The sequence below is a fragment of the Streptosporangium sp. NPDC050284 genome (assembly GCF_044459525.1).
In the GTDB taxonomy this organism is placed as follows: domain Bacteria; phylum Actinomycetota; class Actinomycetes; order Streptosporangiales; family Streptosporangiaceae; genus Streptosporangium.
Genome location: NZ_JBITIZ010000005.1, coordinates 104,082 through 130,589, shown reverse-complemented (window position 1 = coordinate 130,589; position 26,508 = coordinate 104,082). Strand labels below are relative to the sequence as shown.

Sequence of the window (26,508 nt, the reverse complement as noted above, 5' to 3'; positions counted from 1 at the left end):
GTTAGAGCATAAGGAAATCATCACCTGTTGTAACGCTCCGAAAAGTGGGGCGTCCTTGGCCGATCGACTTTTCATCACAACGGCGATATATGTGGCATTGTGGATATCATGCGGCACACCTTTTCCTGGCGCTCTGGGCTCGCACTGCTCTTGCAGCGACTAGGTCGACAGGCATCCACGGCCCCCCAGTCAGGCATCACACAGGTGGCGGGATCACTGCCCACGACAGGGCCGATCTCGCCACAATGGGAAGCCACCCAGCTCAAGGCAGCCGAATACACCTCCTTGCGCTCAGAGATCGTCGGCCTCACATCGCTGCAATTTCAGACCACCGCTGTGGCGACGGTGTCCTTCGGCGCGGTGTTGTCGGCGGGCTTTCAAGTCCGCAATGCAGCCATCATCCTGATCTACCCACTGCTGTCGCTTGCCCTGGGGATCATCTGGCTCTTCAAAGCCCACCTGATCACCCGCATCGCGGCCTATCTCCGGACCGGAATCGAAGATCGCGTCGGCCGGGAGAATATGGGCTGGGAGCACTACGTCCAAGACCACCCTCTACCGCGCGGGCGGTTCGCCTACTGGGGTTTGCGTGCGATCTTCCCGGTAACTTCGATGATCGCGATCGGAGCAAGTTTCGCCCTGGCGCCCCAGGGAGTAGCCATGACCATCCTTTATATCCTGTCCTTTACAGTCACCATCGGCACCATTGCAGTGTTCATCCTGTGGCGAGAGCCATCCCCAGAACTTGGGCAAAAAAGCTCGCCCAACGGATCCCCGCCATCCGCATGACGGACAATGTGGACCTCTGCGATCTCCCCCGATGAATACGACCCCGACAACGAGGATTTCGGCTTCCGCGCGGCTTGGTATGAAGATCTGCTCGGTGTCGAGGAGAGCATCGGCGCCGTCCTGACGCTGATCGGCCAAATCAACTGATTCAGTAGGCGGTGAACCCGTCCGTCGCGGTGCGGCAGAAATCACGGAAGCGAGTCAGCCACGCGACCGTCGCGGAATAGTTGCGTCCGAGGTCGTCGCGGTGGAACTCGTAGGTGTCGGGTTCCGTGATGATCGATCCGTCCAGGAGGACGCGGCCTTCGGCGGGAGCGGCCGCCAGGTAGAGGTCCAAGAACGTGGCGATCCGCTGGGCCTGCTCGCCGGTCAGTTCCACGGCGATGTTGTAACCCAGCATTTCGGTCGTGTCGGCGTCGAGGAGGCCGGATCTCTCCAGTAGTTCCAGAGTCGGTCGCCAGTTCCACGCGTTGACGTCAAGCGACTCGCCACCCGGAGTTTCGAGCGTCCAGGACATCGGCCCATCCTATCCAGACGTCGGGTGGACGTACGAGACGGCGAGACGGAGGCCAGAGCTACCCGTTTTCGGGCCGCACGTGCCCGGAGGTAGCCGGGATCTCCCCGGTACGAGGGTCGACCACGAGACCGTTCACCGGTGCGGGCCGGAGTCCGAGCATCAGCGGGAGACCAGGCAGAAACCGCACCGGGGACCGGAGGTGGTGCCGATGCTCCAAGGCGAATCGGGGTGGTCCGCCCTGCCGGTCCGCTCAGAACTCGCCGATCCGCCGCGTTCTGCGCGTTCTGACGGTGGTCGAGAACCAGGTGACGGACTCCGGTGTCCGACTCCAGAGCCATCCACCTGAGCGCCCTGGCCCTGTCGAAGAAAACCGGCTGGGGCGGGCTCGAAGACGGAGATTTCAACGAGATGGACGAATCACCGATCAGGACGGTGACGAAGGTCCGTCTCGACACTCCTTCAAGGCCGCCGTTCCGAGCGCGTGCCCGGCAGCCGCCTCGGTGAACGCCCGGGTCGCCGCCGTCTCCGCCGCCTTCACCCAGGCCAGGCCGAGGATCGAGGGAGGCAACCCCATGACGGGGACGAAGCTGACGTCCGGGCGCCTGTGGTGAGCCGCCGTGGGGGTGCAGAACAACATGCCGCCCCGGTTGAGCGCCACCTGGGTGAGCCCTTCCTGGCTGGTGGACACCGTACCGGCCAGGGGAATGGGGCGGCCGGAGGGCGTCGCGGGCGGCGCCACCCGCTCGCGCCACGTGCGTGGAGCCGGGCCGTCCAGGCCGATCAGGGATACGCCGGCCAGTTCCTCCGCGTCGATGCTCGTACGAGTGGCCAACGGGTGGCGTGAGGAGACGCCGAGCTGGTACGAGACCCGGTTCAGTCCTTCACCGGTCGCCAGATCGGGCTCGTCCACCGGCAGCAGCGTGAACGTGATGTCCACCTGCCCGGCCCGCAACTTGCCGAAGGGGTCGGAGAGCGGGATCTCCACCAACTCCGTCTCGCACCCCGGGTAGCGGTCCTCGAAGGCACGAACGCTGCCGGTGACGACGTCCGTGGGGGTGGCCAGGAAGCCGAGCCTGATCACGCCTGTCACCTCGCGAGCCGCCGCCTTGGCCCGGCCGACCGCGTTCGCGATGCCGTCGTAGGAAGGGCGCAGGTCGGCCAGGAAACGTTCGCCCAGGGACGTGAGACGCACACGCCTGCTGGTCCGGTGGAAGAGCCGGCCGCCGAGCCTGACCTCCAGCGAGTGCACGAGTTGGCTCACCCTGCCGGGTGACAGGTAGAGACGTTCGGCCGTACGCGCGAAGTGCAGCTCCTCGCTGAGCACGACGAAGCACTCCAGCTCCCTGAATTCCATGCCCGCCTCTACCTGATCGCTTAGCTCACCTAAACCAAGCCTTCGATCTTCGCCATTGTTCCTGCCGGTGGCCGGCAGAAAGCTGGCCGACATGACCATGACCGATGTTTCCGCCGTCCCTCGGGCGCGCTGGCTCGCCGTCTCCTCGGTCGCGCTGGGCACCTTCACCATCGTGACCAGCGAGATGCTGCCTGTTGGCCTCCTCACCTCGATCGCCGTCACCCTCGGTGTCTCCGACGGGACCGCAGGGCTGATGATGTCGGTGCCAGGGCTGGTCGCCGCCGTCTCCGCGCCCCTGCTGGCGATCACCACCCGACGGCTCGACCGGCGCGTCACGCTACTGGGGTTGATGGCACTGCTCGCGGTGGCCAACCTGGTCGGCGCGTTCGCGCCGAACTACCCCGTCATGCTGGCCGCCCGGGTGCTGACCGGGGTGAGCATCGGCGGATTCTGGGCCTTCGCAGCCGGGCTCGGCCTGCGACTGGTGCCCGAGGGGTCAGTCGGGCGGGCCACGTCGATCATCCTGGCCGGGGTGTCGGTGGCGTCGGTGGTTGGGGTGCCCGTGGCGACGTTCGTCTCGTCGTTCGCGGGGTGGCGGGCCGCGTTCGTCGCCATGGGGATGCTGGCTCTGGTCCTGCTCACGCTGCTGGCCACCACCTTGCCGTCCCTGCCCGGTGAACCCAGGCCCCGTGCGTCGAAGCGGTCGTCCCCCGGGACCTCGGCTCGCGCGTCCAAAGCATCGCCCACGGAAACTCCGGTCCGCACGTCCGAAGCATCGCCCACCGAGCCCTCGGCCCTCGCGTCCGAACCGTCGACCACCGAAGTTCGCGCGTCGGAGGGGCGGTTCACGTGGCTCTCCGGCCCGCTCAGGATCGCCCTCGTCCTGACCGTCCTGATCGTGTCCGGCCACTTCGCGGCCTACACCTACGTCCGGCCGTTCCTGGAGCAGGTCTCGCACGCCGGCCCCGCCCTCGTCGGCACCGCCCTCCTCCTGTACGGTGCCGCGGGCGTGGCCGGTAACTTCGTGGCGGGCGCATGGGCGGCGCGGAGTCCCAAGCCGGTCCTGATCACGCTGACTTTGCTGATGACACTCGCCATGGCGGTGCTGCCCCTGATCGGCCTCCCTCTGGTCGTGCTCATGGTGTGGGGCCTGGGCTACGGCGGGGTGGGGGTGACCCTGCAGCTCTGGATCATGCGATCGGGCGGCGGCGAGATGGGCACGGCGCTCTTCGTCGGCGCCTTCAACGTCTCCATCGCGCTCGGTTCGTTCGCCGGCGGCCGGATCGTGGACAGCGTCTCGATCTCCGCGGTGATGTGGGTGGGAGCGGCACTCGCCCTGGTCAGCGCGGCCACCGCCGGCAGCTCGGGCAGGAGCGGGACGACCGGTTCGTGAAACCCGGCTTCGCACCATGGGGTCGGCGAACATCCGGGCGGATATCCCCGCCATCGCCCTTCGGCCGGTACGAGTTCTCCCACGGTGTCGTGTCGGCCTCCGATCGCGGTCAGGGTCGGCAAGGCGGGCCTGAGCACGGTAACGAGACCGGCGGCTCAGCGGTGCGCGCGGAAGGCATGACTCGGCCGCCCCAGCAGGACCCTCACCGGTTCAGATGGCGAGGACGGTCAGCGCGGCTTCCACGGCGGCGGTCTTGACCTCGTCGAACGGAAGGTCAGCGTGTTCCATCACGCAGTCCGATATGCCGCCGAGCGCCACGGTCGCGTGGATCTGTGCGGCGGTGGAGGGGGTGGGGCCGAGCAGGAGCGTGGTCAGCCGCTTGCGCCACGCCCACATCCGGTCCATCAGATCGAGCTCGACCAGCATGACAGGCGTGTTCAGGATCACCATGAACACCTCCCGATGCCGCCAGATGAGCTCGAAGTAGTCTTCGAGCAGCCGCCGCTCGTCTCCGGGCTCACGCTCGGTCGCGAATGTATCCAGCTCGTCTATGAGCGGCTGGATGATACTTCTGACCAGGTCGTCCCTCGACTCGAAGTGGTAGTAGAGGGCCGGTTTGGTGATGCCGAGCCGATCGGAGATCTGCTTCAGGCTGGTGTTCTGCACACCCTGCTCCAGGAAGAGCTCGCGGGCCACCGCCTGGATGCGCATCTTGGTGTCCGAAGCCCTCGCCATGGAACCAAGAGTATCGCTTACCTATCGTTAAGTAATACCTTGCGTTCCGCCCCGAATTCTGCTTACCTATCGTTAAGTAACCACCTTACCTTCCGTTAAGTAGGGAAATGGCGTATGCGGATCCTCATATCCGGTGCCAGCATCGCCGGCCCCGTTCTGGCCTACTGGCTCAACAGTTACGGCTTCACCGTCACCGTGGTCGAGCGGGCTCCCGCACTGCGCAAAGCGGGCGGACACGCGGTCGACCTGTTCCGTCCGGCGATGGACATCATCGACAGGATGGGCCTGACCAAGCCGGTCCAGGCCAGGAAGACCGGCACCGAGTGGCTCTCGTTCCGCTCGGAAAACAGCGACCGGCCGCACGAACTGGAAGTCGGCAAGCTGATGCGCATCGTGTCCGACCGGCATGTCGAGATCATGCGGGACGACCTGGGGGAGATCCTCTACGACGCCACCCGGCACGACGTGGAATATCTTTTCGGCGATTCCATCGCCGCCATGACCGAGGACGCCGACGGCCTCGACGTCACCTTCGAGCGAGGCCCCGCCCGCAGGTTCGACCTGGTGATCGGGGCCGATGGACTGCACTCCAACGTCCGGCGCCTGACCTTCGGTCCGGAGTCGCGCTTCTCCACCTGGATCGGGGCCTACCTGGCGGTCATGTCGATACCCAACTATCTGGGCCTGCGCGACCGCATGGACGGGATCACGGGCGTGAACAGAATGGTGGGCGTGTACGGCGGGGCGCACATGGACGACGCCCGCGCGGTCTTCCTGTTCCGCCCCGCCGCCGAGCTCGACTACCACCACCGGGACGTCGACCGGCAGAAGGAGCTGCTGCGCCGGCACTTCGCCGGGCTTGGCTGGGAGGTGCCCCGCCTGCTCGGCGAGGAGCTGGACCGTGCCTCGACGTTCTACTTCGACTCGATCACCCAACTGCGCATGGACACCTGGTCCCGGGGGCGGGTGAGCCTGGTCGGCGACGCCGGCTACTGCCCGGGCCCCGCGGTCGGCGGCAGCACCAGCCTGGCCGTCGTGGGCGCCTACGTCCTGGCCGGCGAGCTGGCCGAGGCCCGCGGCGACCACACCCGGGCGTTCCCGGCCTACGAACGGGAGATCGGCGACTATGTACGGCGCAGCCGCACCTACGCGGTCGGCGCCGCCAAACGGCTCATCCCCGACACCCGCCTGGGCCTGTGGGGCCTGATCCAGGGAGCGCGGCTGATCAGCCATGTCCCCACGCCGATCACCCGCACTCTGGCCGGCTTCGGCGGCAAGGGCACACGACTGCACGACGAGGTCACGCTGAAGCACTATCCGCAGGAACCCGCTGCGAAGAGCGCCACAGCGCCTGACCTCTGACCTTCTCAGGACGGTTGATGGCCGGATGGAGCATTGGTGACGCCAGGCGGCCCGTCGCTTCGTTCCCGCCGGGCAACCTCCGGCAGGGTCTACCCGATGAGCTGTTGCCGAACGACATCCGTCTGGCCAGCCAGTATCCTGCGCCTGAAATTCATCGGCAGTACCGGACGAGGGAATCGAGGATCTCTTCCGCGCTCTTCTTTCACACGAACGGCTTGGGGTCCTCGTTCCACTGGCTGCTCCATCTGCGGATGTCAGTCTCCAGAGCCTGCACGCTCTTGTGGACTCCGCGCCGGATCAGCCAAGAACTCGGTGCTGATCGGCCCGGTTGGATCCCTGACGGGGATCAACCGGGCCGGCGGCACCGAGCGCGTCGTCTCGGGAGCCGAACAGCTCCGCGAGAGTATGTACCGAGTACCCCGGTCCGACGTTGCTCTGATTCAGCACATGCAGGGATCACTGGTAACCGAACTGGCCGAGGCGGTGACGGGCGATCTCGATCTCGGCCGGGGTGAAGAGGTCGGCGAAGCGCGGTTGGACGACCAGTGCCTCGACGGTCAGGTCGAGACGGCCGCGCTCCCAGAGGGCGGCGAAGCCGTCGGACACCGCCGGGGCGTGCAGCAACTTGCGGGCCGTGGCGAGGCTGCCGTGCTCGGCGAGCATGCTCAGGAAGTACGTCGCGTGGTAGTTCGCCTCGGCGCGGGCCCTGTCGTAGACGGAGCGCATCGCCTCGTTGAACTCGGTGCCCGCCTCCGTCCCGGCCTTTGGCTCGTCCCCGGCAGCGGGGGACGCCGAGACCGCAGGGCCTCCAGAGGTCCCGGAGGCGCTCTCGTTGCGACGGGTGACGTAGCCGAGCAGGGCATCGACCGAGGTGAACACCTCATACCCGAGCTCTTCCAGCCGGGGCAGATCCGCGACGTCCGGGTCGAGCTCCAGGACCACCGGGCGCCCCTGCCCCGCCTGTAGCCCGTCCGGCCAGAACGCCTCGGCGACGGCGAGCGCGCGGCCGGTGACGGGGTCGGCGATCTCACTGTCCAGGGCCGGTTCCGCGCACCCCAGCCGCACCAGTTCCTCGGCCATCGCCTTGACCTGTGCCGACCGGACGTCGTCCTGCTCGTCCGCGACCATCGTCACCGGCCGCAGCTCGGCGGCGGCCACCGCGGAGGCTCCGTCGCGGAGTTCGGTGAGGAAGGACTGCACGGCCTGCGCGAGCAGCTCACGCCGGGCGGCGAGGAAGTCGGGGTAGCGCTCGACCCGCCACAGGTTGGGGTCGGACGGGATCCACTGCGAGGCGAGCACACCGGGGTGCTTCTCCTCCGCCTCCGCGAAGTACTCCTGGGGGGAACGCTTCCCGATCATGAGGTTGGTGTCCTGGGTGAGGAAGCAGAAGTTCGCGACGGCGTTGACCTGCGAACGGTCGTAGCAAGACTTTCCACGCCGAGGTGCACTCGACCCCGATCAGGGTGCAGAAGGATGGGGCCTGGCAGTCGATCGACACTCGACTGGTCGAAGAAGACGGTGCCATCAGGCCCAAGGCCATCAAGGGTGATGTGACCCTGTCGGCGGGCGGCGACACCGCCCTAGTGAAGATCAAGAACGAAAAGGGCAAGGCCGCAGTCGCCTCCACCGACAAGCTGCCCAAGCCGATCCTGGTCGACAACACCGCCACCTACCCGTCGGTCTACGGCAAGGGCCGATCTGGTCGTCACCGTCACCCCGACCGGGTTCCGGCAAGACGTCGTGATCCGCGAACGGCCCGCCGACAAGCTGAAAATCCGTATCCCCGTGGACCTGCCCAAGGGCATGCACTACGGCCAGGACGCCTCCGGCGACCTGGCCCTGCTGTCCGACAAGGGCGGCAAGGAACTCGTCGACATCACCGCGGCACACATGATGGACGCGGCCGCGGTCAGCGATCCCGAAAAGGGCCTGGTGGGCTCGGCGGCCATGACCACCGAGCGGAGCGGCACCGGCGAAGCCCTGGTGATCTCCCCGGATGCCCAGTTCCTCGCCGACCCCGCGGTCACCTATCCCGTCACGTTGGCGGCGGCTTCGGACACCTGGACCGGCACCGGCCTGGACGGCGACACCATGGTCAGCCACAGCTACCCCAGCAGCTCCAGCAACCAGAGCCTGGACCGGATCATCGCCGGCAAGTCCAACAGCGGCACCGTGACCTGGCGAGCCTACATCCGCTTCAACATCGCCGACACCCCGCTCGTGGGCGGCACAGTCGAAAATGCCGACCTGCGGCTATGGAACCACGAGTCCAACAGTTGCGCCTCGGAGATCAACTCCGGGATCATCGCCCGTCCGGTCATCACAGACTGGAACATCAACACGATGACCTGGAACAACCAGCCCGCAGTGACCAGCCAGGCGTCCGAGGCCAACAAGGGCGCCTACGACATCGACTGCACCCGCGGTGAAGGCGAGCTGTACTACTCCATCGAGGAGATGGTCCAGGGTTGGATGGACGGTGCCAAGGACTACGGTGTCCGCCTCAGCGCCGTCAGCGAGGACGACATCACCAACTACCGCTGGTACCGCTCCTCGGAGTACGGCTACTGGGGCTCAGGCTATCCTCGCGGCCCTGTCCTCTTTGTCCAGTACACCCCGGCACCCCCGAAGTATCTCGTGGTGCCCCGCTCTTATGACGGCCCCACGCCACCTGATACCACGTATGAAGAAGACAAGGCATGGGTGGAGTCAGGCAACGTCTATCACGATCAGCTTCCCCCGCCGAAAGCCCTGTCGCCGGAGGAGGCGATGGCCGAGGCGATAGCGAAAGGCAGGTCGGCCAAGACCCGCCTTCTGGACGCGCACTATCCGGATGACCTTACTGATCAGGAACTGGTGGACGGCCTCCACGGCGACGATGATCCACCATCGGATGAACCGCTGCCCGACCCCAATCCCCTGCCTGTCGAAGACACCACACCACCGAAGGTCTCGAGCACCACTCCCTCGAACGGGCAGAGCAGCGCTCCAGTCGGCAGCGTGGTCAAGGTGGTGTTCGACGAACCAGTGACCGATGCCCAGATTGTGCTGAAGGACACGCAAGGCGCCGAAGTAGCCGGAACCGCGGCCATGGACGCGGCGGACATGACGCTGACCTTCACGACGAGCGCACCCTTGACCGCCGCGACCGGCTACACCGCTGAAGTCAGCGGGGCCAAGGACTACGCCGGCAATCAGATGACGGTGCACTCGTGGTTTTTCACCACTGGTGGACCCGACAACGACGCACCCACCGTGACCGGAACCGAGCCTGGCCGGGACGCCACGAACGTGTCAGCGAACACCGCAGTGAGAGTGACGTTCAGCGAGACGGTGTCCGAGGTGCAACTCACGGTCAAGGATCCGGCTGATGCGCCCGTACAGGGAGCGACGGAAGCCGGCAACGACAACGTCGAATGGACCTTCACCCCGGCATCCCGACTCACCGCCCAGACCGCGTACCGTGTGGAGGTCCGTAACGCCAAGGATGCTTCGGGCAACATCATGGCGCCCTACACCTGGTCGTTCACGACAGGCGCGGACACACCAGCCCCGATACCGGGGTTGGTGGCCTCCTATGGAATGAATGAGGGCTCGGGCACGAATGTGGCCGACTCATCCGGACAGAACAACCCTGGTACGGGAAGGAGCACCAGCTGGGCGAACGGCAAGTATGGCAAGGCGTTGTCGTTCAACGGCTCCTCCAGTTGGGTCACCGTCCAGCACGCCGCGTCGCTACGCCTGACGACCGGGATGACGCTCTCGGCATGGGTGCGGCCGACCACGGTGACCGGCTGGAGCAGCCTGGTGACAAAGGAGCTGGCCGCCGATGGGGCCTCCTACAGCCTGTACGCCGGCAATGGCAGTGCGCTTCCCTCCGGCTGGGTGCAAACCAGTCCGAATGACTCGTCAACGGCCAACGGAATCTCGCCATTGTCGATAAACACCTGGAGTCATCTGGCGCTCACCTACGACGGCGCTGCTCTGCGGTTGTTCGTCAACGGCCAGCAGGCCGCCCAGGCCGCTCTGAGCGGCAGCCTCCACGACGACGGCAGCCCACTGCGGATCGGCGGCAACGCCGTCTGGGGCGAGTACTTCAACGGCCTGATCGACGAGGTACGCGTCTACAACCGCGCCCAGACCACTGCCCAGATCCAAACCGACATGAACACCCCCATCGGTTCCACCACACCGAATCCCGATCCCACCCCCACCCCCACTCCGACGCCCACGCCGACTCCGGTGCCGGGGCTGGTAGCGGCCTACGCCATGGAAGAGGGCACGGGCACGAACGTCAGCGACTCCTCCGGCCAGAACAACACCGGGGCCGCCCGTGACACCACCTGGACGAACGGCAGGTACGGCAAGGCGTTGTCGTTCAACGGCTCCTCCAGCTGGGTCACCGTCCAACATGCCGCGTCGCTACGCCTGACGAACGCGCTCACCCTCTCGGCATGGGTGCGGCCCACGGCGATAGATTCCTGGCGCACAGTGATCATGAAGGAGCACGCCGAAGGCGGCTCCTACGGCCTGTACGCCTCCAACGGCGTCACGCCCGCGGGCTGGTTGCAGACCAGCGACGACGGCGGCGGGTTTGCGGGCGAGAGCCCGCTACCGCTGAATCAGTGGAGCCATCTGGCGGTCACCTATGGCGGCAGCACGGTCAGGCTGTACGTCAACGGCGCCCAGGTCGCTCAGTCCTCGCTGACCGGCCCGGTCATCGACGACGGCGGCGCGCTACGAATCGGCGGCAACACCTCCTGGGGTGAGTACTTCAGCGGCCTGATCGACGAAGTCCGCGTCTACAACCGCACCCAGACCACCGCCCAGATCCAAACCGACATGAACACCCCCATCGGCGCCGCGGTGGCGAGTGTGGCAGCGCAGCAGCTGCGCACGAACGCTGCTGCTGATTCTGCTCCCGCGATCGAGAAACTGGCGGTGAACGACAGCCACTCTGTGGATGGCGTTACCACCGCTTCCGCGCTCACACCTCACCTGACCACCTGGCTCCCCGCTGGGCGTAAGGGCGAGGCGAAGGTGGAAGTTGAAGTGGCACACAAGCTCGCCAAGTCGGGTGGGGCCTCCAAGGGTAAGCGACTGATCTGGTCAGGTCAGGCCTCCGCGAAGCCCGGCGATTCCCGGGTGACGCTGCAGGTCCCCAAGGGGCGTCTGCAGGCCGCTCAAGAGGTGCGTTGGCGAGCCCGCGTCGCCAACGCAGGCAGCGAGGGCACCTGGAGCGACTGGCATGACCTCATCGTCGACACCTCCGAGGCAGGGCTCCGAACCGCCGCCGTGGCGGCAGCCCCTGACCCGGTGGTCGTCAAGCGACAACTCCCCAGCGGGACGAGGGCCAGCACGCCGACGCTAAAGTTCCAAGATTGTTACAATGTGGCGATTATCGGTGACTCATCGCTTACAACAAGCCCCTATTCCTACTGCGCATCCTCCGGCTTCCAGATAGTCATCTGGGATGTAAGCATCCCCCTCTGGCCTACGAGAATCGGCAGGGTGTGGGGGCGCCAGCTTACATACCTTCAAGGGACGCGAGAAAAGCGCGAATTCAAGGTCCACAAGTACATCTCCATCGACAAGATCGAGGGCGACAAGAATCCCCAATTTGCCTTCACCACCCGCTGGAGCTCGAAGAGAAGTAACGACTGCTCCCACAACTCCTCAACTGGAATGAACGAGTACTACCCTGTATCCCAATGGAAAAACGCAGGCTCGCGACCCGAATGGCACAGAAGTGATTTCTTCACCGCAAACCAAGGGGAAGGGTATCACCAGATAAGCGACTGCACAGTTAATTATGCAGTGGTTGTCAAACACCCACTTGACGGATCGCTTTCCAGTACGCCGATCTATGGACCGGGAACATTCCGCTGCGACACGTCCCCTCAGATCGATTGGTATGGTTACGGTGGGTGCGTCCAGAGGGCAGCCGTCCCGTCATTCACAATGACCAGGAATGATTTCGCCATCACATCGGAAGGAAAGGTCATACAATTCCCGAACATGTATGACCACATTAAACGCGCACTCACTCCCGGAACAAAGACATATCCCATACCAGGAGGAAAGTCTTATCCGGACCTAACCCAGCCAAAGAAGATCCCAGGCGGAAGTTGGAGGGAAGAGGATCTGCTGAATCGCAATGGATACCAACCGACCAAGACGGGAATTCGCACTACCGCCAAAGCCGTCTGCAAGAATGAAATAAAGATGCCCGAGGGAACCGACTGCGACGAGTTCCCGTTCGCATCGACCCTACAAGGCGCAGCACGCGCCACCCCTCCACACAACTTCTCGGTTTGGCCGGTAGAATCCGAAGAGAATCAGATGCATGGAACCGTAATGAACGCCTGGTATCAAAACAATCGAATCCTGAACAACGATCAGTTCTGGGTTGATATTCAGTAGCCTTACCAAGGGGCCTGTCCGGTTGCCGATCAGCACTCAGGCAGGCCCTGCCTCTCACTCTTCCCCTAACCTCAGAAGCGTCAGGAAGATCATGGCAAACATTATCGCCGAAATCCTTGATCGGAACGAGATAGAAAAGTATCTGTCCGGCGTCGCAGACGTTAAAAAGAACTGGGTTCTTAATGAGATTCCCACCGATACGGAAGGCTGGATCGGCGCCGGCGACGACGGGATCGTGATCAAAGAGATCAGCAGCGAAAGATGCATGGTCAAATATGAGCTCTGGGACGGGCCGCCACCTGTTATCAACACCTGGGACAGGACCTGGTCCGGGAGCGTGCATCTGACCTCCGGAAAAATTCACACCGTCGAACAATATTCCGGAGACGTGTCCTACGGCGAAGAATTCGACCTCGGCAGGGAGAACAGCACCTGGCAGGTCAGAATCCACCGCAAAGCTCTCGGCCACGAAGAGTTCACGCCAAAAATCATCAGTTTTACTCTCCTCAAGCTCCAATTCTGGCTGGACCACTGAGACGATCTCGATGGAAACATCCTGGACAATCAACGGGATGGCGTTCAAGTGATCCGAGCCCAACGCCGGCCCAGATGATATCCGCGTGACAATAGGCGGCCACTCCGTAATCCTTCGATCCGCTCGGATCGGTACGGAGTGGTCGGCCGGGCACCTCACCGCCGCCGCCGGCCACCTTCAAGTGGCGGCAAATCCAGCCCGAGGGCTTCGCGGTAGAACCTCACAGCCAATCGTCAAGACGGGTTCAGACTCGGCGTAGGCGCGGCACCTCATCGGTATCTTGGGGGGGTCGCCGATGGACTGTGAGGACGTCATGGACGCGATGGAGCCGGGCCGGGGATCTCAAGGGCGAGTTGTCGGAGTACGCATGGTCACCCCGGTTCGGTCGGGCCGTCAGGGACATGATCTTTGAAGCGTTCCCCGGCGGCGTCGTCGACGACGAGATGACCTTCTCGGCGGCTCTGGACTCCTTCATCTTCACCAAGCGGCTCGACGGCGGGCAGACCGTGGTCGAGATGTTCGCCGAGCGACTCACCGGCGAGGACCGGGCGCTCGTGCTGTCGTGGACGGACTACGTACAGGGTGCCTTCGAGATCAAGGAGCCGTACGGCGATGACGGTTGCGTGGCCGTCAACCACATCGACGAGCTGACCTACCGGATCCGTTCCAACATGGGCCCGGCGGGCGTCGAACAGCTCACCCCGGGCGTCGTCATGGTCGGCGGCATCGTCCCCGTGGGTGACGACTGGATGATCAGCGGAGCATCGGCGGCCTTCCCCGCCGAGGACGCCTCCGACGCCCTCGCGGGCGTACGAGACCTGCAGCTGAGGAATCCGGAGCTGGTCTTCCGCAACCCCGAGAAGCTCGCCCGGGCCCGAGAGATTCAGGCCGCCCAACGCGAATCCTTCGTCGACCTCTACGGCAGCGACATGATCGTCGTGCCGGGAGACGAGGTGAAGACGAAGGTGCTCGCCTTCTACCGGCACGACTACGAGCGGGCCGGGAGCAAGAGCGGCCCGTGGACTCCGCCCGACCTGCCCGATCCCGGCTTCGCCCAGATTACGACAGCCCCCGCCTCCCCAGGGTCATCCCCGTATAGAACGCGGACGACGATACCGGCAGCGCGGATCATCGAGTACGGGGCCAGAGGGGCCCGTCCGCACGAAAGATCGAGGTCGGCACCGAAAAGCCTGGCCCTTGACCCGTATACAGGACCCTCGTGCTCATATGATTTCGGGCGCCTTTAAGAATCCCAAGCTTCGGCGGAAACATGATAAAGGGTCCGGGTTGACGCGAACCATTCACGGTCGAGGAAGCGTCCCGTGATCCGCCCGGCCATGCAGAGAAGGAGATGCAATTCCTGTGTGCTGGATATGTCGAACTCCAGCTCAAGCCCTTCCGCATACACCGCATATTCGGGCACGCTCACCGGGGCGCCGTCGATGTAGGGCGGATCGATTTCATTGACGAGCGCGCCGTCCTGATACAGGTACAGGTGGTCGAGCTCGGTCAGTCCTCCGTTGTAGAACATGGTGAGTAACCGTCGTCCTCCCGTGCTGAGCACCTTCGCCTCCGCGGTCGTATGAAAGCCACTGAGCCAGAGGATGTGGGTCCAGCCCGGCGCATGGGATCCGATCCAGACGATCTCGTCCTCCAAGGACCGCTCGTACCTGGTCATCGCCTCGGCAAAACCACACTCCACGCGCGAGCCCGAATCCACCCGTAGCCGTCGCACCAACTCCTCCGGGTCGTCGCCTTCGACCCATATCCCAGCGAATCCACTGCTCAGCCCGAATTCCCGCAGCAGGTCCCACTGATTCTCCAGAGGCAGCAGCCCGACCATGTCGCCATCGCTTTCTCTGTCGGCCACGGAAAATTAACGATTAACCCGAAATGGCATTTTCGCCGTTGGCCACATAGAAGTCAATGGCCTGCAGCATACAAAGGAGGTCATAGGTATCGCCTAACCTGCGCCGGCTCGCGGTCGCCAACTTAGCGTATTCCAGACTTGGCGACAGCCCGAAATGGCCTTCCAGCCCCACGGTCGCCATTAATGACTTCACCGCGTAATGTTTTATGTACAGTCGCCCCCAAGCGGTATTCATAGGCGGCATGAGAACGTCGACGCCATCTTCCAGGGCGACACTGGCCGCCGCCAGGAAATCCGCTGCCATAACGGCAAGTTCATCGTATATTTCCTTGACCGGAGCACCCCAAAAACCTTGGCCGATCGCCCCGAGAGCCCTGTCGATCAAAGGACCTTCCAGGCCGGCGGCACCTACGGCCAACTCGGCCGTGATCAAGCTCACCTCGTTCATACGCTCCGGGGAAGGGTCGGCCGCGATGACCGCGATGCGCGGGTGACGAGAGGCCGTCTCCCACATCTGTTCTTTTAAGATCAGGTCGGGACGGTCCGGGACCTGTTCGTCCTCGGATGCGTCGCCGATGCGGAGTATCAGATGACTCCGTTCTTTCCAGCTCTGGTCGATCCGGACGCCGGAGATTCGCTCGGCTACAGTGAAGGCGGCGGCCAGCCAGTTCTCCTGCCAGTCTTCGACCGTGACGCCATAGCCGCTCGCCCAATGGAGATATTCCGGCTCGGCGTGAGCGGCGCCTTGGTTAAATGGGTCGAACTGACGGGATAAACGTCCGTTGACGGCATAACCGAACTGTGCCTCACCGTTCCACGCCAGGCTTAACGCCTCGCCGGATCTTGAGAGCGATTCAAGGCTTGAGCGCTTGATGCCCAGATATCTGGTCGCCTCCACGGCCAGCGTCCATTCCCCCGCTGGAGAGATGAGGACCACCCCCTCGTCAAGGTCCATCTCGTATGCCTCGAAAACATCGTTGAACTCCCCCTCGCTCACACCTTCTTCGTCTCCGCCGAATTGTCGTGCAATGAAACCAGTATCAGCTCCTTTCGTCCAGGTGACACAGACCGGCTCATTGAACAGCGAGCGAATCGTCCTTTTATAAAAGTCGAATTCCGTGCTCACATCGATCTCCTTCTGGTTGAATTTCTTCGAGAAGGGGTGGCGCGGAGACAGATCTCCTGTTGACGTAGGAGAGTCGGATCGCCGCGACAGCGGCACGGAACTATTCGGTTTCGGTCACCGTGCTGGACGAAGGCCGTGACGCCCTCGTATTCCGCTGTCGGGGCGGCGCCGGCGGTCTCGTACTGAAGCAGCAGCAGGCCTTTCGCCGTCACCTCGTGGTGGACGAGTCGAAAGCCGACGGGTCGGCTCGGGTGGTCGAACAGCCGCCGTCCTGAACCGGTCACGGCCGGGGCGACGACGAGCCTGAGCGTGTCGACGAGACTCGCCGCCGGCAGGGCGTTCCGAGCCGGGCACTCCCGTGGATTTGGCGCGGGCACGCTGTCGCCGAGCCCGGAGGTCATCTTCTGCCACACCAACCGGTATCTAACTTCCGGGAACAGGCACATCGCCGGCAGGAAGTAGACCCCGACACCGGACGGCAGGTCCCGCAGCCGCCGTTGGAGTGCCCGATGCTCCTGCAGGAAGGCGTCCACCAGTTCGAAGGGCAAGAACGGGGTCAGGGCGCCCAGATGACCGGCGGCGAACCGCCCCGCGGCCACGGTGATTTCCCGGGGAAAGTGTCATCAGGGCGAGTGGGGAGGCAGAATACGAGAACAACGCGGCTCCGTGCAGGACGTCTTGGTCGACTACCTGCCTCAACGAAGCCGCGTTGCCTACGTTCCGGCTAGGACACAAGCCCTCGACGATCCGCTTGCATCTCCCAACGAAGCCTTAACTACCCGGCCTTGGGGGAAGCTCAATCTGTCCGTCCTACCGCGCTCATCCACCTGGTCAGGTTCACAGTCCGGTCTCCCCCGTACGGATGAAGCGCTGGATCGCGTCAAAGGTCTCCATCATCAGGGGGTATTCCTCGTTCGGGAACACAGGGCTCAGCACCCTCGCCTCGGTCAGCACGTCCTGCACAGCCCGCTCGACATCTGGATTCAGTGCCGCCGCCAGCGTCCGGACGGCATGGTAGCCGATCATCAGCCGCCCGGCCTTCGTATCACGGGTAAGGGAGAGGGACGTACCCTCCTGGCCTGCGACCTCCTGTGCCTTCTCTCGATACCGCGTGGCCATGCTGTCGAACTCGTCGCGGAACTGCTGAATACGCTGACCTCGCTTGCCTCGCTTTCCATTTCCATCGGCGATTGCCATGAGTGCCTCGTCCACTCGGGGATCGGCGATCCCCGCCTTCCGCAGGGCCTCCTGCGACGTGATCAGTACGATCCTTCGGAGGTTTCCCGGCACAGGATCGGCGGCGATGCACGCGACTGTGAAGTCGCCGGCGAGAAACCCGAGCATGTCCTCCCGCAGGAACAGGCCGTGATCGCCTTGGCTGAACGGCCCTAAAACGACCTGCCCGTCCTCCTCGGAGTCGTCTTCCACCGGCTCTCCCTGCCGGGTGACGACTTTCCAGCGCTGCCGTTCAAGCCAGGCCCGATCGAGACGGATTCCGGAAACCTCCTCTCCCACCGCGAAGGCGGCGGCCTTCCAGTCCTTCTGCCACTGCTCAGTTGTTACGGAAAGACCGCGTAGCCAGGCCACCGCGTCCGGCGAGTCGCCAATCGACTCCGGGGCGAGAGGCTCGAAGGACGCCACCTCCCGGCCTTCGGCGGCGTAGGAGAGATATGCCAGATGGTTGACCGTCCAGAAGAGGTTGAGGGCCTCTCCATACTCCGACAGGTCGGCCAGTAGTCCGGAGTCAGCACCCCTGCAGCTCGCAGGTTCGATGATCACCGTCCAACCGCCCTCCGACGTGATGAGGAAAATCCCGCCGACGCTCTCCAGCACCTCATTGTCGACGCTCCACGTCATCTCGGAGACCTCCACGGAGTCTCCACCGAACTCATGGACCACGCGGTCGATGTCCGCCCCTTTGACCCAGGTGACGGATACCGGATCGGGAAAAATGTCACGGACGTCCTCGTACGCGTTGAAGATCACACTCATCAGTGGGCTCTGTTCTCCATGGTCGACCAGGGGGACATGAACAGTGCGGGGCAGGCTTCGCCTTCCCCGCACCGCACTACGAATTTAGGGGACGATGGGTCCAGCCACATTGTCTCCGACGCCGTCGATGGTGCAGCCATCGATTTCTTCGAGTTCTTCAGGGGTGGCTTCGGTCGCCACTATTCCGGTAGCGCCGCTTTGAGGAAGCGAAGCTCCGAAGGCGATGATGTCAACCCAGAAAGGCGTGTTTTCACGGATGCGGTGACGCCTGTACCATGCCCCGAGCCTGGTGCCCGCAGCACAGTTGTCGGCCAGAGCAACGATTCTCGCCGAGAAGTTCTTTCCAGGCCGTTTTGCTCCCTCGTGGGTGCTGGCGAAGGGGAACTCATCGCAACTGTCCGGTTTTTTGTAGCCGGGTTTCACCACGCGACAAGCCCGGATCGCTTCCGTCCGATTTCCGTTGACCAACGTCTCCTGTCTCGTTCTGTGCAGGCAACCCGATGCGTCACATCCGTACTTTTTTGGGTCGAAGCGGCCAGGGATATTTTTGTTCGTTCCACGGGCCGGATCTGTGTTACTGGAATCATAAAGCGCGTCATAAATATGTGTTGCAGTTTCCTTCACCTTGTACTTGCCATTCTTCATCTCGTTGGCATTGAGGATGAAGACTGGACGGACGGAGTCCACGACACAGCCACCGCTGTATGCCTTGATCCAGTCGGCACTGTCGCAAGTGATCGACTGTAGCCAGTTCCTCCCCTTGGCGTTACGGGGATTCAGCTGGAAGTAGCTGTCCATAACCTCGGGGTTGGTCGTGTACTTGATCCATGGATTCAGTGAACAAGTGCTCATCTTGTCGTCGTGCGGCAGGCCATCCCATGGGACATTGAAAGTCATCTCGAAAATACCGCCGTCACGCCACTGGGCTATCGTGGCCTCACGGCCATTCTTCCCGTCTCTCGCCACTCCTCCCTGCTTGAAGGAGGAGGTGCAACTCCTTCCCTTCTCTCCGAAACCGATTCGTACGAGCCGATCGCTCCAGTCACTGTCAATCAGCTCGACCTGATCGACACGCGTAAATATTTTAAACTGGCGACTGTTCACCCCGGCCGGCATGTCCCGCGCCTGGGTGTTTTTCTTCGCCTTACCCACGTAGGTGTGGACGAGCATCGTCAGCCGGGCACTCCACTTGACACTGCTGAGGAGAGGCGTTGAGCGATCGACCTCGTCGTCCTCGTCCCTCTCACCGATCCACATGGCATAGCACATGCTGAACGAATTCTTGTATTGGAACGCCTGCCGGTTCAGCTGCCCCTGCATCCCTGGCCGGTTCGGTTCTTTCACCATGGATTCACAGTCGTCCCAATCCACATGTTCGTAGGGAAACTTCTGCGCGGCTGCGGCCTGGTTCTGTAGTGAAGTGTCGGTGGATGCCCGCGCGAGCGGCGTAACCAGTAATCGTGACCTCGTCGGCTCAGCTGTTTCGACACCTATATCCTGCCAGGTCGACCAGGTACCGGATGAGCCCTCAGCGGTTACGCGGGCGCGCCAGCGCACCTTCCAACCGGCCTTCAGTTTTCCCTTTGGCACCTGAAGGGTTCCGGTGGATCCAGAGAACACGTTTGTGACGGCCCCGGACCAGATCAATCCCCGTCCCTGTGATGGCACCTTGGGGTCGTGAACCAGCTCCACCTCCATAGTCGAGCGACGCCGCAGTGGATCGGACGCTTTCGCCATGAGATGCGGCGTCGTCGTTGACGTGACCGCACTGCCGTCCTTCGTGGTGAACGGGCGCGTCCACAGCTCGCCGATGGCTGGTCTGACATCACGTTTCGTCACAGCGGGCCGGCTTTCTGTCCGCGCTGATGTCGAGGCACCGGAGGGCGCGCCGCTGCAAGCGCCCAGGTCCCGCCAGTCTCCGCTCGATCCGCTCGATCCGGGCTCTTTCCCGGACGGCCACGAGGATATGGCTTCCCAGGAATGGCCCTTCCAAGTGACCCTGGTGCCTTGTGAGTAGAACTTGCTGGCGCTCCATGTCTGATACGTACACGCAGGTGCCGTCGGCGTCGGTGTTGGCGTCGAGTCGGCGGCGATGAATCCCCATGTGTACGGGACCGCCATTGTGTTGCCCGCCGCGTCCTTGGCACCGCTCACTTCTGCCTCGTAATAACTCCAGCTCAATGGGGCACTTGGCGTAAAGGTCAGCACCGTGTTACCAGAGGATGCCACCGCGCTGCCTGTTACTTCTTCCTCCCATATGAGGTCCGTCAGTGTGATCTGGGCTTCGGCGACCGGTTCGCTGAAGGTCACCTTTATCGGTGTGTTGGCTGGAACATCCTCGTCCCCGTCAGCCGGGCTCACCTCTATCACGGTCGGCGCAGTCCTGTCCGGCCCGCTGGTGGGCGTCGGGGTAGGTGTCGCACCAGGGCCCGTACCGTCGGTGTAGGTAACCTTCAGCACAGGCGGGTGAGCATCCTCGTCCTCTGTCTCGGCTGACTGATAACCGCGGTCGTACAGCGGAGCCGAGGAGGATTCGTCAACCCCGCGAAGCAGCAGACCGTGGTTGTTCTGGCCCGATGCCCATGCCCGCACCGCGCCGGTCACCTGCCAGGTCCAGGTGACACCGTCAGGCTGCTCACCGACACATCCGCCTGGATCAGTGGCGATCACCTCACCGTCACTGACAGCCGCAGGCTGGTTGGCCCAGGTCAGCGTGTTCGCATTCCAGGCGGTAGTAACTCTCTGCGCCTTGATGCCCGAGTTGCCACTGCCGCAGCCGTAGACATCGGTGTTCCACAGCTCCAGCTTGGCGTTGGTGATGGTTTTACCCGTCAGAGACGACGTGTCGAACTTCAGATAAGTTCGCTCGATGATCCCCTGGTACGCCCCTACCCACAGTGTCGGTCCGCCGGGACCTGTTGATCCCTCATCATCGACCCAGGTGTCCGTCTGTACCGGCAACGAGATCGTGTGCTCGACCGGCGGATCCGTCGGCGTGGGTGTGGGAGTGGGCTCAGGCTCCTGTCCGGTGGTGAACGACCATGTGTGCGGAGTTGGCATGGTGTTGCCCGCTATGTCCTTGGCGCCGCTCACCTCAGCGGTATAGCGGGTGTTCAGGGCCAACGGCTGTGCCGGTGTAAAAGCCAGCACCGTGCTCGATATCTCCATCTTCGAAGTGCCCGGAACAGGTGCACCTACGGAATCCTTTACCGTTACCTGAGCCCCCGTGACCGGTTCATCGAAGGAGGTCCTCACCTGAGTGTTGATCGCCACGTCGACATCATCACCCTCTGGACTTGTCCCAAGAATCGTCGGCGGCGCCGTATCCGGCCCGGCGGGAGATGGAGACGGGTCAGGCTCTGGAGTGTGCACGGCTCCGATGGAGTCCAGCCACTCTTCCCGGGTCATATCGTCGGGAACATTGAAGCCGACGGAGGAGTCCTCCATGAAGTAGGCGTCGGCGTTCTCGCGTTCTGCCTGAGACTGTTCCTCGGTTACCAGCGGTGCGACCGGCATCGTCTCAGAGGTGAACGTGTCGTCCAGAGCGTCTCCGACAGTCGGGTTTTCCTTATAGGGCATGAAGATGCCCTTGATCTCGGGCTCTGGCGTGGGCTCCTCGTACTTGACGTAGAGGTACGGGGGGTGTCCGTCGAAGTCGGTGTAGTTGGCCGAGCGGAACTCGCGCCAGTTGATGACACCGCCCTCTTGCAAGGCCCCCACGCGCAGACCGTAGTTGGGCTGGCCGGCGGCCCAATCCCGGACGATGTCTTCGATGGTGTAGTACACGTCTCGGGACGTCAGGTTTCCTGAACAGTGATCACCGACGGCGCTGCCCTTGGTGCCCTGTCCGCTGGTGGTCACCGTGGGCTGGTTGCTCCAGCTCAGCGAGTTGATCGACCAGTTGCTGGTGATGCGGCGTACGACGATGTCGCCCTTTTCGTCGCCGCAGGCGTGGGAGCGGTAGTTCCACGGCCGCAGGTCGGCGTTGAGGATCGGCCGGCCCATGAACGGGGCGCCGGTCAGGTCGAAGCGCAGATAGCTGCGCCACACAGTGCTCGGGTCGTTGGTCGGACCGTTGGAGACGGCGTTGCCGCCGTTGCCCACCAGCAGCTTGAACATGTGCTGGTTGGGGCCACCCGTACCCCAGGTCTTGTTGTTGATGAACGTGTCGTCCGGATAACCAGCGCCGTACCACTCCGAATCTGCCGCGGCCAGCGTCACCGGGTAGGCGACCTGAGGGTCGGCGAGAAATCCCGCGTCCGGGGACAACACCACGACCGGCCCGCCCGGCTTGTCCTGGACCGAGGCCGTCGCCGCACCCATGCGACCGGACCCGGGAGCCTCGGCCGCCGTGGCGTCCAGCATCCGCACCGAGGCCAGATCAGCCACCGGCTTGTCACCGGCCAGCACGGCGGCCTTGCCCGCGGAGGTCTTTCCGTACTCCATCCCTGCGGGCAGATCGACCGAGACCGGCAGCTTCAGCTGCCCTGCAGGCCGTTCCCGGATCACGATCTCCTGATGGAACCCGGTCTCCGTCACGGTGACCACCAGATCGACACCCCGGCCGTAGACGGATTCGTACACCGCCCGGTTGCCCGACAGCTTCGGCGTGGGCAACTGGCCCGGTGCGGAGATCTTCACCTCTCCGGCCTTGTCCTTTTCGGTACCCAGCGTCTCGCCTCTGGCGGTCAGCAGATCGGTGTCACCACCATCGGACAGGCTGATGTCCAGTTTGACCATCCGGGGCCTGACGACCCCGTTCTCCACGATCAGCGTCGTGTCGATCTTCTTCCAGATGCCGTCTCGTTTGACGCGGACGGGCCGGCTGTAGACATAGGTGCCCAGTGTCTTACCGTCGCCGGTGGTGACCGTGGTGGAGTTCTCGGTGTGCAGGGTCTCGATCTCGACCTGTTTGTTCTGCCGTTTGGCTTCCTGCTGGGCCACCTCCACCGGGTCAGGAGCGGCGGCCGGTCGCGACACGGGCACAGCAGAGGTGGGCGCGGGGGTGGGGGCGGCTGCGGCGGGGGTCACCAGGAGGGAGGCGGACATCCCTACCGCGACCATCAGTGAGGCTCGGCAATGGTTACGGGACAGAACTCCGGGTTTTGGTTTCTGCGGTTTCACTCCGACCTTTCCGGTAAACGGTCTTGGGCCGGAGTGATCTTCACATGCGACGGATTCACAAGTAAAGAGAGAGGTCACAGTCACCGGATAATCGGGCATGTCACATACGTAACAGATGCATCACCTTCCGTATTTTTGGGCCGCATGGAGGCCCTTACCCATCGGGATTAACGGGAAGAGAGAAATGAATCAGCGCCTTGTTCTCCCACCCCAAAAGCTACATCGACCTCAACCATCGTAGGTCGGCCAAAAATATGGGGGAAAATGTCGGCCGCCATGTCTATACTCACCGCCCTTGAACGATTCGGTCGACAGCATCGATGCTTTACGGACCAATGTGCGTGTCCCTTAACGAAAGCGGAGAGCACTCACCAAACTCGGCCGGAGCGGCTCAGCGAAGGGCTTGGATGACGCGTTGTCTCAGGATGGGGTCGCCGATGCTGTCGGGTTCGTGCCAGGCGGCGGCGGTGACCTCTTCGGTCTGGAGCCGGCCGATCGCGCCGTCGGTGTGCAGGAGGAAGCGGAAGTCGATGTGCCGGTGGTCCGGCTCGCCCTTGGCCGAGTTGGCGGGAATGGGGTGGATGTCGATGTGCAGGGGACGCTCCCCGGCCGGGGTGACGGCGGCGGTGAGGATGCCGGTCTCCTCGGAGAGCTCGCGCAGGGCCGCGTCCAGGAGGGTGGTGTCGGATGCCTCCAGGTGACCGCCGGGCGGCAGCCAGCAGTCCAGGGCGAGGTGGCGGATGTGCAGGATCCGCCCGTCGGGGTCGGCGAGGATCGCGGCGGCGGTCGCGTGGCCGCGGAACTCCTTGCGGGTCGTGATGTCCGCGCCGTCGTCGAGCAGTTCCAGGGCCGGGGCGAGGCTCTGCTTGTCCTCGGGGTACGCGTCGAGGTAGTCGCCGATGACGGCGCGGATGTGGTCTGCCGTGATGGCCAAGTCGATCACCTGTTGACGTAGGAGAGCCGGATCGTCGCGACAGCGGCACGGTCGGCCGCAGAGACCTCATGCATACCGGGTGCGAGGTCTCCACGGGTGAGCTTTCCGATCCTGGCGAGCCTCTCGTCCTGGGCCAGGAGGACGAACGGCGAAGGCCGTTCTCTCATCGGTGCGGTTGGATCGTTCCTTCCCGCTCTTCGGGAGGTGGGGGTGCCAGGGTGCACCAGACGATCTTGCCGCCGGGGGTGGGGCGGTAGTAACCCCAGTCGGTGGCGAGGAGCTCGACGAGGTGCAGGCCGCGGCCGTTCTCGTCGTCGGGGCCGGGATCGCGGACGACCGGGGTGAGCGGGCTGGCGTCCCAGACGCGGAGTACAACGGTCTCGCCCATCCGGTAGACGTCCATCCAGATCTGGTCCGGGTCGGCGTGCGGGATCGCCTTGGCGGCCTCGGGGCACGCGGCGTGCGCGGTGATCGCGTTGGAGACCAGCTCGGAGACGATGAGCTGGGCGGTCTCGATCAGGTCGTCCCGGCGCCAGCTCTCCAGTACGCGCCGGACGTGGACCCGGGCGTAGTAGGGCGAGGTCGGGAAGAGGGAGAGTTTGAGGTACTGCGTGCTGCTGGCGACATCGGTCATTTTCCCTCGCTCCTGGTCAGTACGTCGGACATAGGACCGGCACCGTTCGCGCGGCCGGGGACGCCGCGCTCCCTCACGGGGGACGAGGGGGCACGGTGCCGGTCCTATGGGAGTACGGCCGGGGAGCGTCGCAGTTGTATCGCCGGTCGTACCGCTGAGGCCGGGCGGGCACCCGATACGGGGTGGGCCGCACCGAGAGGGAAAATTGTCCGCCCGGCCGTCTGGGGAAATCCTTCGTTTTGCCTTCCGGCGGGAGCCCCGCCTGGAATGCTCACGGAGAGAGCATGCATCATCACTGTAAGTAAATGCAATGCAGGTTCTTACACTGCCCGCATAGTCCAGAAAGGTGCTGAAGATGCAGGAGAAAGATGAGTTGGGAGCGGTTACACCCCTGCCACGCACCAAGCGTCAACCGCCGACGGTACGTCTACGGCGCCTGGCAGCCGAGCTACGCCGCCTCCGCCAGGAAGCCGGACTCTCCCAGGCCGAGGTGACCGAGAAGACCGACGTCAACCTCGCTACGCTCCACCGAATCGAAACGGCCAAGACCAAACCGCAGCTCCGAACACTCAACACCCTGCTCGACGCCTACGGCGTCACCGGCAGCCAACGCACCGACCTGGTGGCGCTGCAGAAGGAAGCGAAGCAGCGCGGATGGCTGCACGGCCTCGAAGCAAATCTTCCCGACAAGTACAGCGCCTACATCGGCTTGGAGGCCGAGGCCCAGCAGGCCATCAACTACGAGTCGCTGTTCATCCCTGGCCTGCTGCAAACCGAGGACTACGCGCAGGCGGTGATCCAAGGCGTGCTACCAACCGCCCCCGAAGCAGAGGTCGACAGCTTCGTCACCGCCAGAATGCAGCGCCAGGCTCTTCTTGAGCACGAGGCACCCCTGCGACTTTGGGCGATCATCGACCAGGCCGCCCTGCACCGAACCGTCGGCAGTGACGCCATCATGCGCGCCCAGCTCACACACCTTCTCCAGCAAGCCCAGCGCCCGCACATCACCGTCCAGGTCATCCCGTTCTCCGCCGGAGCCCACCCCGGAATGCCCGGCAGCTTCATCGTCTTGAAGTTCGACGCTGAGGGCTCCGACGTAATTCACATTGACAGCATGGCCGGCGATCTGTTCTTTGAAAAAGAGGCCGATATCCGACAGTACAACCACATCTGTGAGCATCTTCGCGCGATAGCACTCAGCCCCACAGATACGGCAGCACTCCTCACATCTCTACGCGAAGATCGATAGAGGAAGGAAGCAAGATATGCAGAAGCCAGATCTATCTGGCGCAAGCTGGCGCAAGAGCAGCCTCAGCGGCAGCGGCCCGAGCTGCGTCGAGATGGCCTTCGTCGGCAACGACGTCGCCGTCCGCGACACCAAAGACCGCGACGGCGGCACCCTCATCTTCAGCCGTACCGAGTGGAACGCCTTCATCGGAGGCATCAAGAACGGCAACCTCGACACCCTCCCCTAACCCCCACCCACCGAGGACACAGAATGCGGAAACCTGACCTCTCCCAAGCACGCTGGCACAAGAGCAGCCTCAGCGGCGAAGGCGCAAGCTGTGTCGAGACGGCCTTCGTCGGCAACCACGTCGCCGTCCGCGACACCAAGAACCGCGACGGCGGCACCCTCGTCTTCCCCCGCATCCAGTGGACTACCTTCACTCAAGGCATCAAAAACGGCGACTTCGACATCATTTTCTAACCGCCCCGAAGA

The 26,508-nt window shown here is 63.7% G+C and carries 21 protein-coding genes and 1 pseudogene; 10 read left to right on the top strand and 12 right to left on the bottom strand.

The features are described 5' to 3' along the window. The first annotated feature begins 204 nt into the window (after positions 1 to 204). Together ACIBH4_RS13870 and ACIBH4_RS13865 are read left to right on the top strand one after the other, a co-directional pair. A complete protein-coding gene (locus ACIBH4_RS13870) occupies positions 205 to 789 on the top strand; it encodes a hypothetical protein (protein ID WP_362512713.1) in 585 nt (194 codons plus the stop codon). Positions 790 to 795: 6 nt separating this feature from the next. Then, positions 796 to 936 carry a hypothetical protein gene (locus ACIBH4_RS13865; RefSeq protein ID WP_362512716.1) on the top strand — a complete coding sequence of 47 codons (141 nt, stop codon included), beginning with the start codon at positions 796 to 798 and terminating at the stop codon, positions 934 to 936. Between the two features lies 1 nt (position 937). On the opposite strand, the gene ACIBH4_RS13860 is transcribed toward ACIBH4_RS13865, so the two are convergent. Further along, entirely contained in the window at positions 938 to 1,306 is a 369-nt protein-coding gene (locus tag ACIBH4_RS13860; protein WP_362512719.1) for a hypothetical protein, read from the bottom strand. A gap of 424 nt (positions 1,307 to 1,730) precedes the next feature. Further along, entirely contained in the window at positions 1,731 to 2,660 is a 930-nt protein-coding gene (locus ACIBH4_RS13855; protein WP_362512722.1) for a LysR family transcriptional regulator, read from the bottom strand. A gap of 67 nt (positions 2,661 to 2,727) precedes the next feature. Between ACIBH4_RS13855 and ACIBH4_RS13850 the strand changes: the two genes are divergently transcribed. Continuing rightward, entirely contained in the window at positions 2,728 to 4,053 is a 1,326-nt protein-coding gene (locus tag ACIBH4_RS13850) for an MFS transporter (RefSeq protein ID WP_362512725.1), read from the top strand. 210 nt (positions 4,054 to 4,263) lie between these two features. Here the strand turns inward: ACIBH4_RS13850 and ACIBH4_RS13845 are convergent, their stop codons facing one another. Next, complete coding sequence (locus tag ACIBH4_RS13845) at positions 4,264 to 4,788, bottom strand: TetR/AcrR family transcriptional regulator (RefSeq protein WP_362512729.1); 525 nt, start codon at positions 4,786 to 4,788, stop codon at positions 4,264 to 4,266. A 114-nt stretch (positions 4,789 to 4,902) separates the two neighbouring features. On the opposite strand from ACIBH4_RS13845, the gene ACIBH4_RS13840 reads away from it, so the two are divergent. Further along, the gene (locus ACIBH4_RS13840; protein WP_362512732.1) at positions 4,903 to 6,150 is read left to right on the top strand and encodes an FAD-dependent monooxygenase; all 1,248 of its coding nucleotides are present in this window, start codon (positions 4,903 to 4,905) and stop codon (positions 6,148 to 6,150) included. Positions 6,151 to 6,606: 456 nt separating this feature from the next. On the opposite strand, the pseudogene ACIBH4_RS13835 reads toward ACIBH4_RS13840, so the two are convergent. Next, positions 6,607 to 7,572, bottom strand: a pseudogene (locus tag ACIBH4_RS13835) (hypothetical protein); the annotation flags it as partial. A 318-nt stretch (positions 7,573 to 7,890) separates the two neighbouring features. Between ACIBH4_RS13835 and ACIBH4_RS13830 the strand changes: the two are divergent. From ACIBH4_RS13830 to ACIBH4_RS13820, 3 genes are all read left to right on the top strand, one after another. Then, complete coding sequence (locus tag ACIBH4_RS13830) at positions 7,891 to 12,573, top strand: LamG-like jellyroll fold domain-containing protein (RefSeq protein WP_362512738.1); 4,683 nt, start codon at positions 7,891 to 7,893, stop codon at positions 12,571 to 12,573. Positions 12,574 to 12,664: 91 nt separating this feature from the next. Beyond that, positions 12,665 to 13,108: a hypothetical protein gene (locus ACIBH4_RS13825; protein WP_362512741.1), complete on the top strand. Its 444-nt coding sequence runs from the start codon at positions 12,665 to 12,667 to the stop codon at positions 13,106 to 13,108. A gap of 401 nt (positions 13,109 to 13,509) precedes the next feature. After that, entirely contained in the window at positions 13,510 to 14,355 is an 846-nt protein-coding gene (locus ACIBH4_RS13820) for a hypothetical protein (protein ID WP_362512744.1), read from the top strand. Here the strand turns inward: ACIBH4_RS13820 and ACIBH4_RS13815 are convergent. The 8 genes from ACIBH4_RS13815 to ACIBH4_RS13780 form a co-directional block, all read right to left on the bottom strand. Next, positions 14,352 to 14,978, bottom strand: coding sequence for a hypothetical protein (locus ACIBH4_RS13815; protein ID WP_362512749.1), 627 nt, complete (start codon positions 14,976 to 14,978; stop codon positions 14,352 to 14,354). The genes ACIBH4_RS13820 and ACIBH4_RS13815 overlap by 4 nt on opposite strands. A 13-nt stretch (positions 14,979 to 14,991) precedes the next feature. Continuing rightward, the gene (locus tag ACIBH4_RS13810; protein WP_362512752.1) at positions 14,992 to 16,104 is read right to left on the bottom strand and encodes a DUF6461 domain-containing protein; all 1,113 of its coding nucleotides are present in this window, start codon (positions 16,102 to 16,104) and stop codon (positions 14,992 to 14,994) included. After that, on the bottom strand, positions 16,101 to 16,703 hold the full coding sequence (locus ACIBH4_RS13805; RefSeq protein ID WP_399172094.1) for a transposase domain-containing protein: 603 nt from the start codon (positions 16,701 to 16,703) through the stop codon (positions 16,101 to 16,103). The genes ACIBH4_RS13810 and ACIBH4_RS13805 overlap by 4 nt, the downstream gene beginning before the upstream one ends. A gap of 238 nt (positions 16,704 to 16,941) precedes the next feature. Continuing rightward, positions 16,942 to 18,096, bottom strand: a complete 1,155-nt coding sequence (locus tag ACIBH4_RS13800; RefSeq protein ID WP_362512755.1) for a DUF6461 domain-containing protein — start codon at positions 18,094 to 18,096, stop codon at positions 16,942 to 16,944. An 84-nt stretch (positions 18,097 to 18,180) separates the two neighbouring features. Then, on the bottom strand, positions 18,181 to 23,040 hold the full coding sequence (locus ACIBH4_RS13795; protein WP_362763625.1) for a DNRLRE domain-containing protein: 4,860 nt from the start codon (positions 23,038 to 23,040) through the stop codon (positions 18,181 to 18,183). A gap of 571 nt (positions 23,041 to 23,611) precedes the next feature. Next, positions 23,612 to 24,154, bottom strand: a complete 543-nt coding sequence (locus ACIBH4_RS13790; protein WP_362512762.1) for an NUDIX domain-containing protein — start codon at positions 24,152 to 24,154, stop codon at positions 23,612 to 23,614. A gap of 5 nt (positions 24,155 to 24,159) precedes the next feature. Beyond that, a complete protein-coding gene (locus ACIBH4_RS13785; protein WP_362512765.1) occupies positions 24,160 to 24,321 on the bottom strand; it encodes a hypothetical protein in 162 nt (53 codons plus the stop codon). After that, positions 24,318 to 24,788: an ATP-binding protein gene (locus ACIBH4_RS13780; protein WP_362763622.1), complete on the bottom strand. Its 471-nt coding sequence runs from the start codon at positions 24,786 to 24,788 to the stop codon at positions 24,318 to 24,320. Before ACIBH4_RS13780 ends, ACIBH4_RS13785 begins: the two co-directional genes overlap by 4 nt. Before the next feature lie 355 nt (positions 24,789 to 25,143). Between ACIBH4_RS13780 and ACIBH4_RS13775 the strand changes: the two genes are divergently transcribed. The 3 genes from ACIBH4_RS13775 to ACIBH4_RS13765 are packed head-to-tail and all read left to right on the top strand — an operon-like array spanning position 25,144 to position 26,496. Then, the gene (locus ACIBH4_RS13775; protein WP_362513017.1) at positions 25,144 to 26,037 is read left to right on the top strand and encodes a helix-turn-helix transcriptional regulator; all 894 of its coding nucleotides are present in this window, start codon (positions 25,144 to 25,146) and stop codon (positions 26,035 to 26,037) included. 16 nt (positions 26,038 to 26,053) lie between these two features. Continuing rightward, positions 26,054 to 26,263, top strand: a complete 210-nt coding sequence (locus tag ACIBH4_RS13770) for a DUF397 domain-containing protein (protein WP_362512771.1) — start codon at positions 26,054 to 26,056, stop codon at positions 26,261 to 26,263. A gap of 23 nt (positions 26,264 to 26,286) precedes the next feature. Next, the gene (locus ACIBH4_RS13765) at positions 26,287 to 26,496 is read left to right on the top strand and encodes a DUF397 domain-containing protein (RefSeq protein WP_362512774.1); all 210 of its coding nucleotides are present in this window, start codon (positions 26,287 to 26,289) and stop codon (positions 26,494 to 26,496) included. Positions 26,497 to 26,508: the final 12 nt, after the last annotated feature.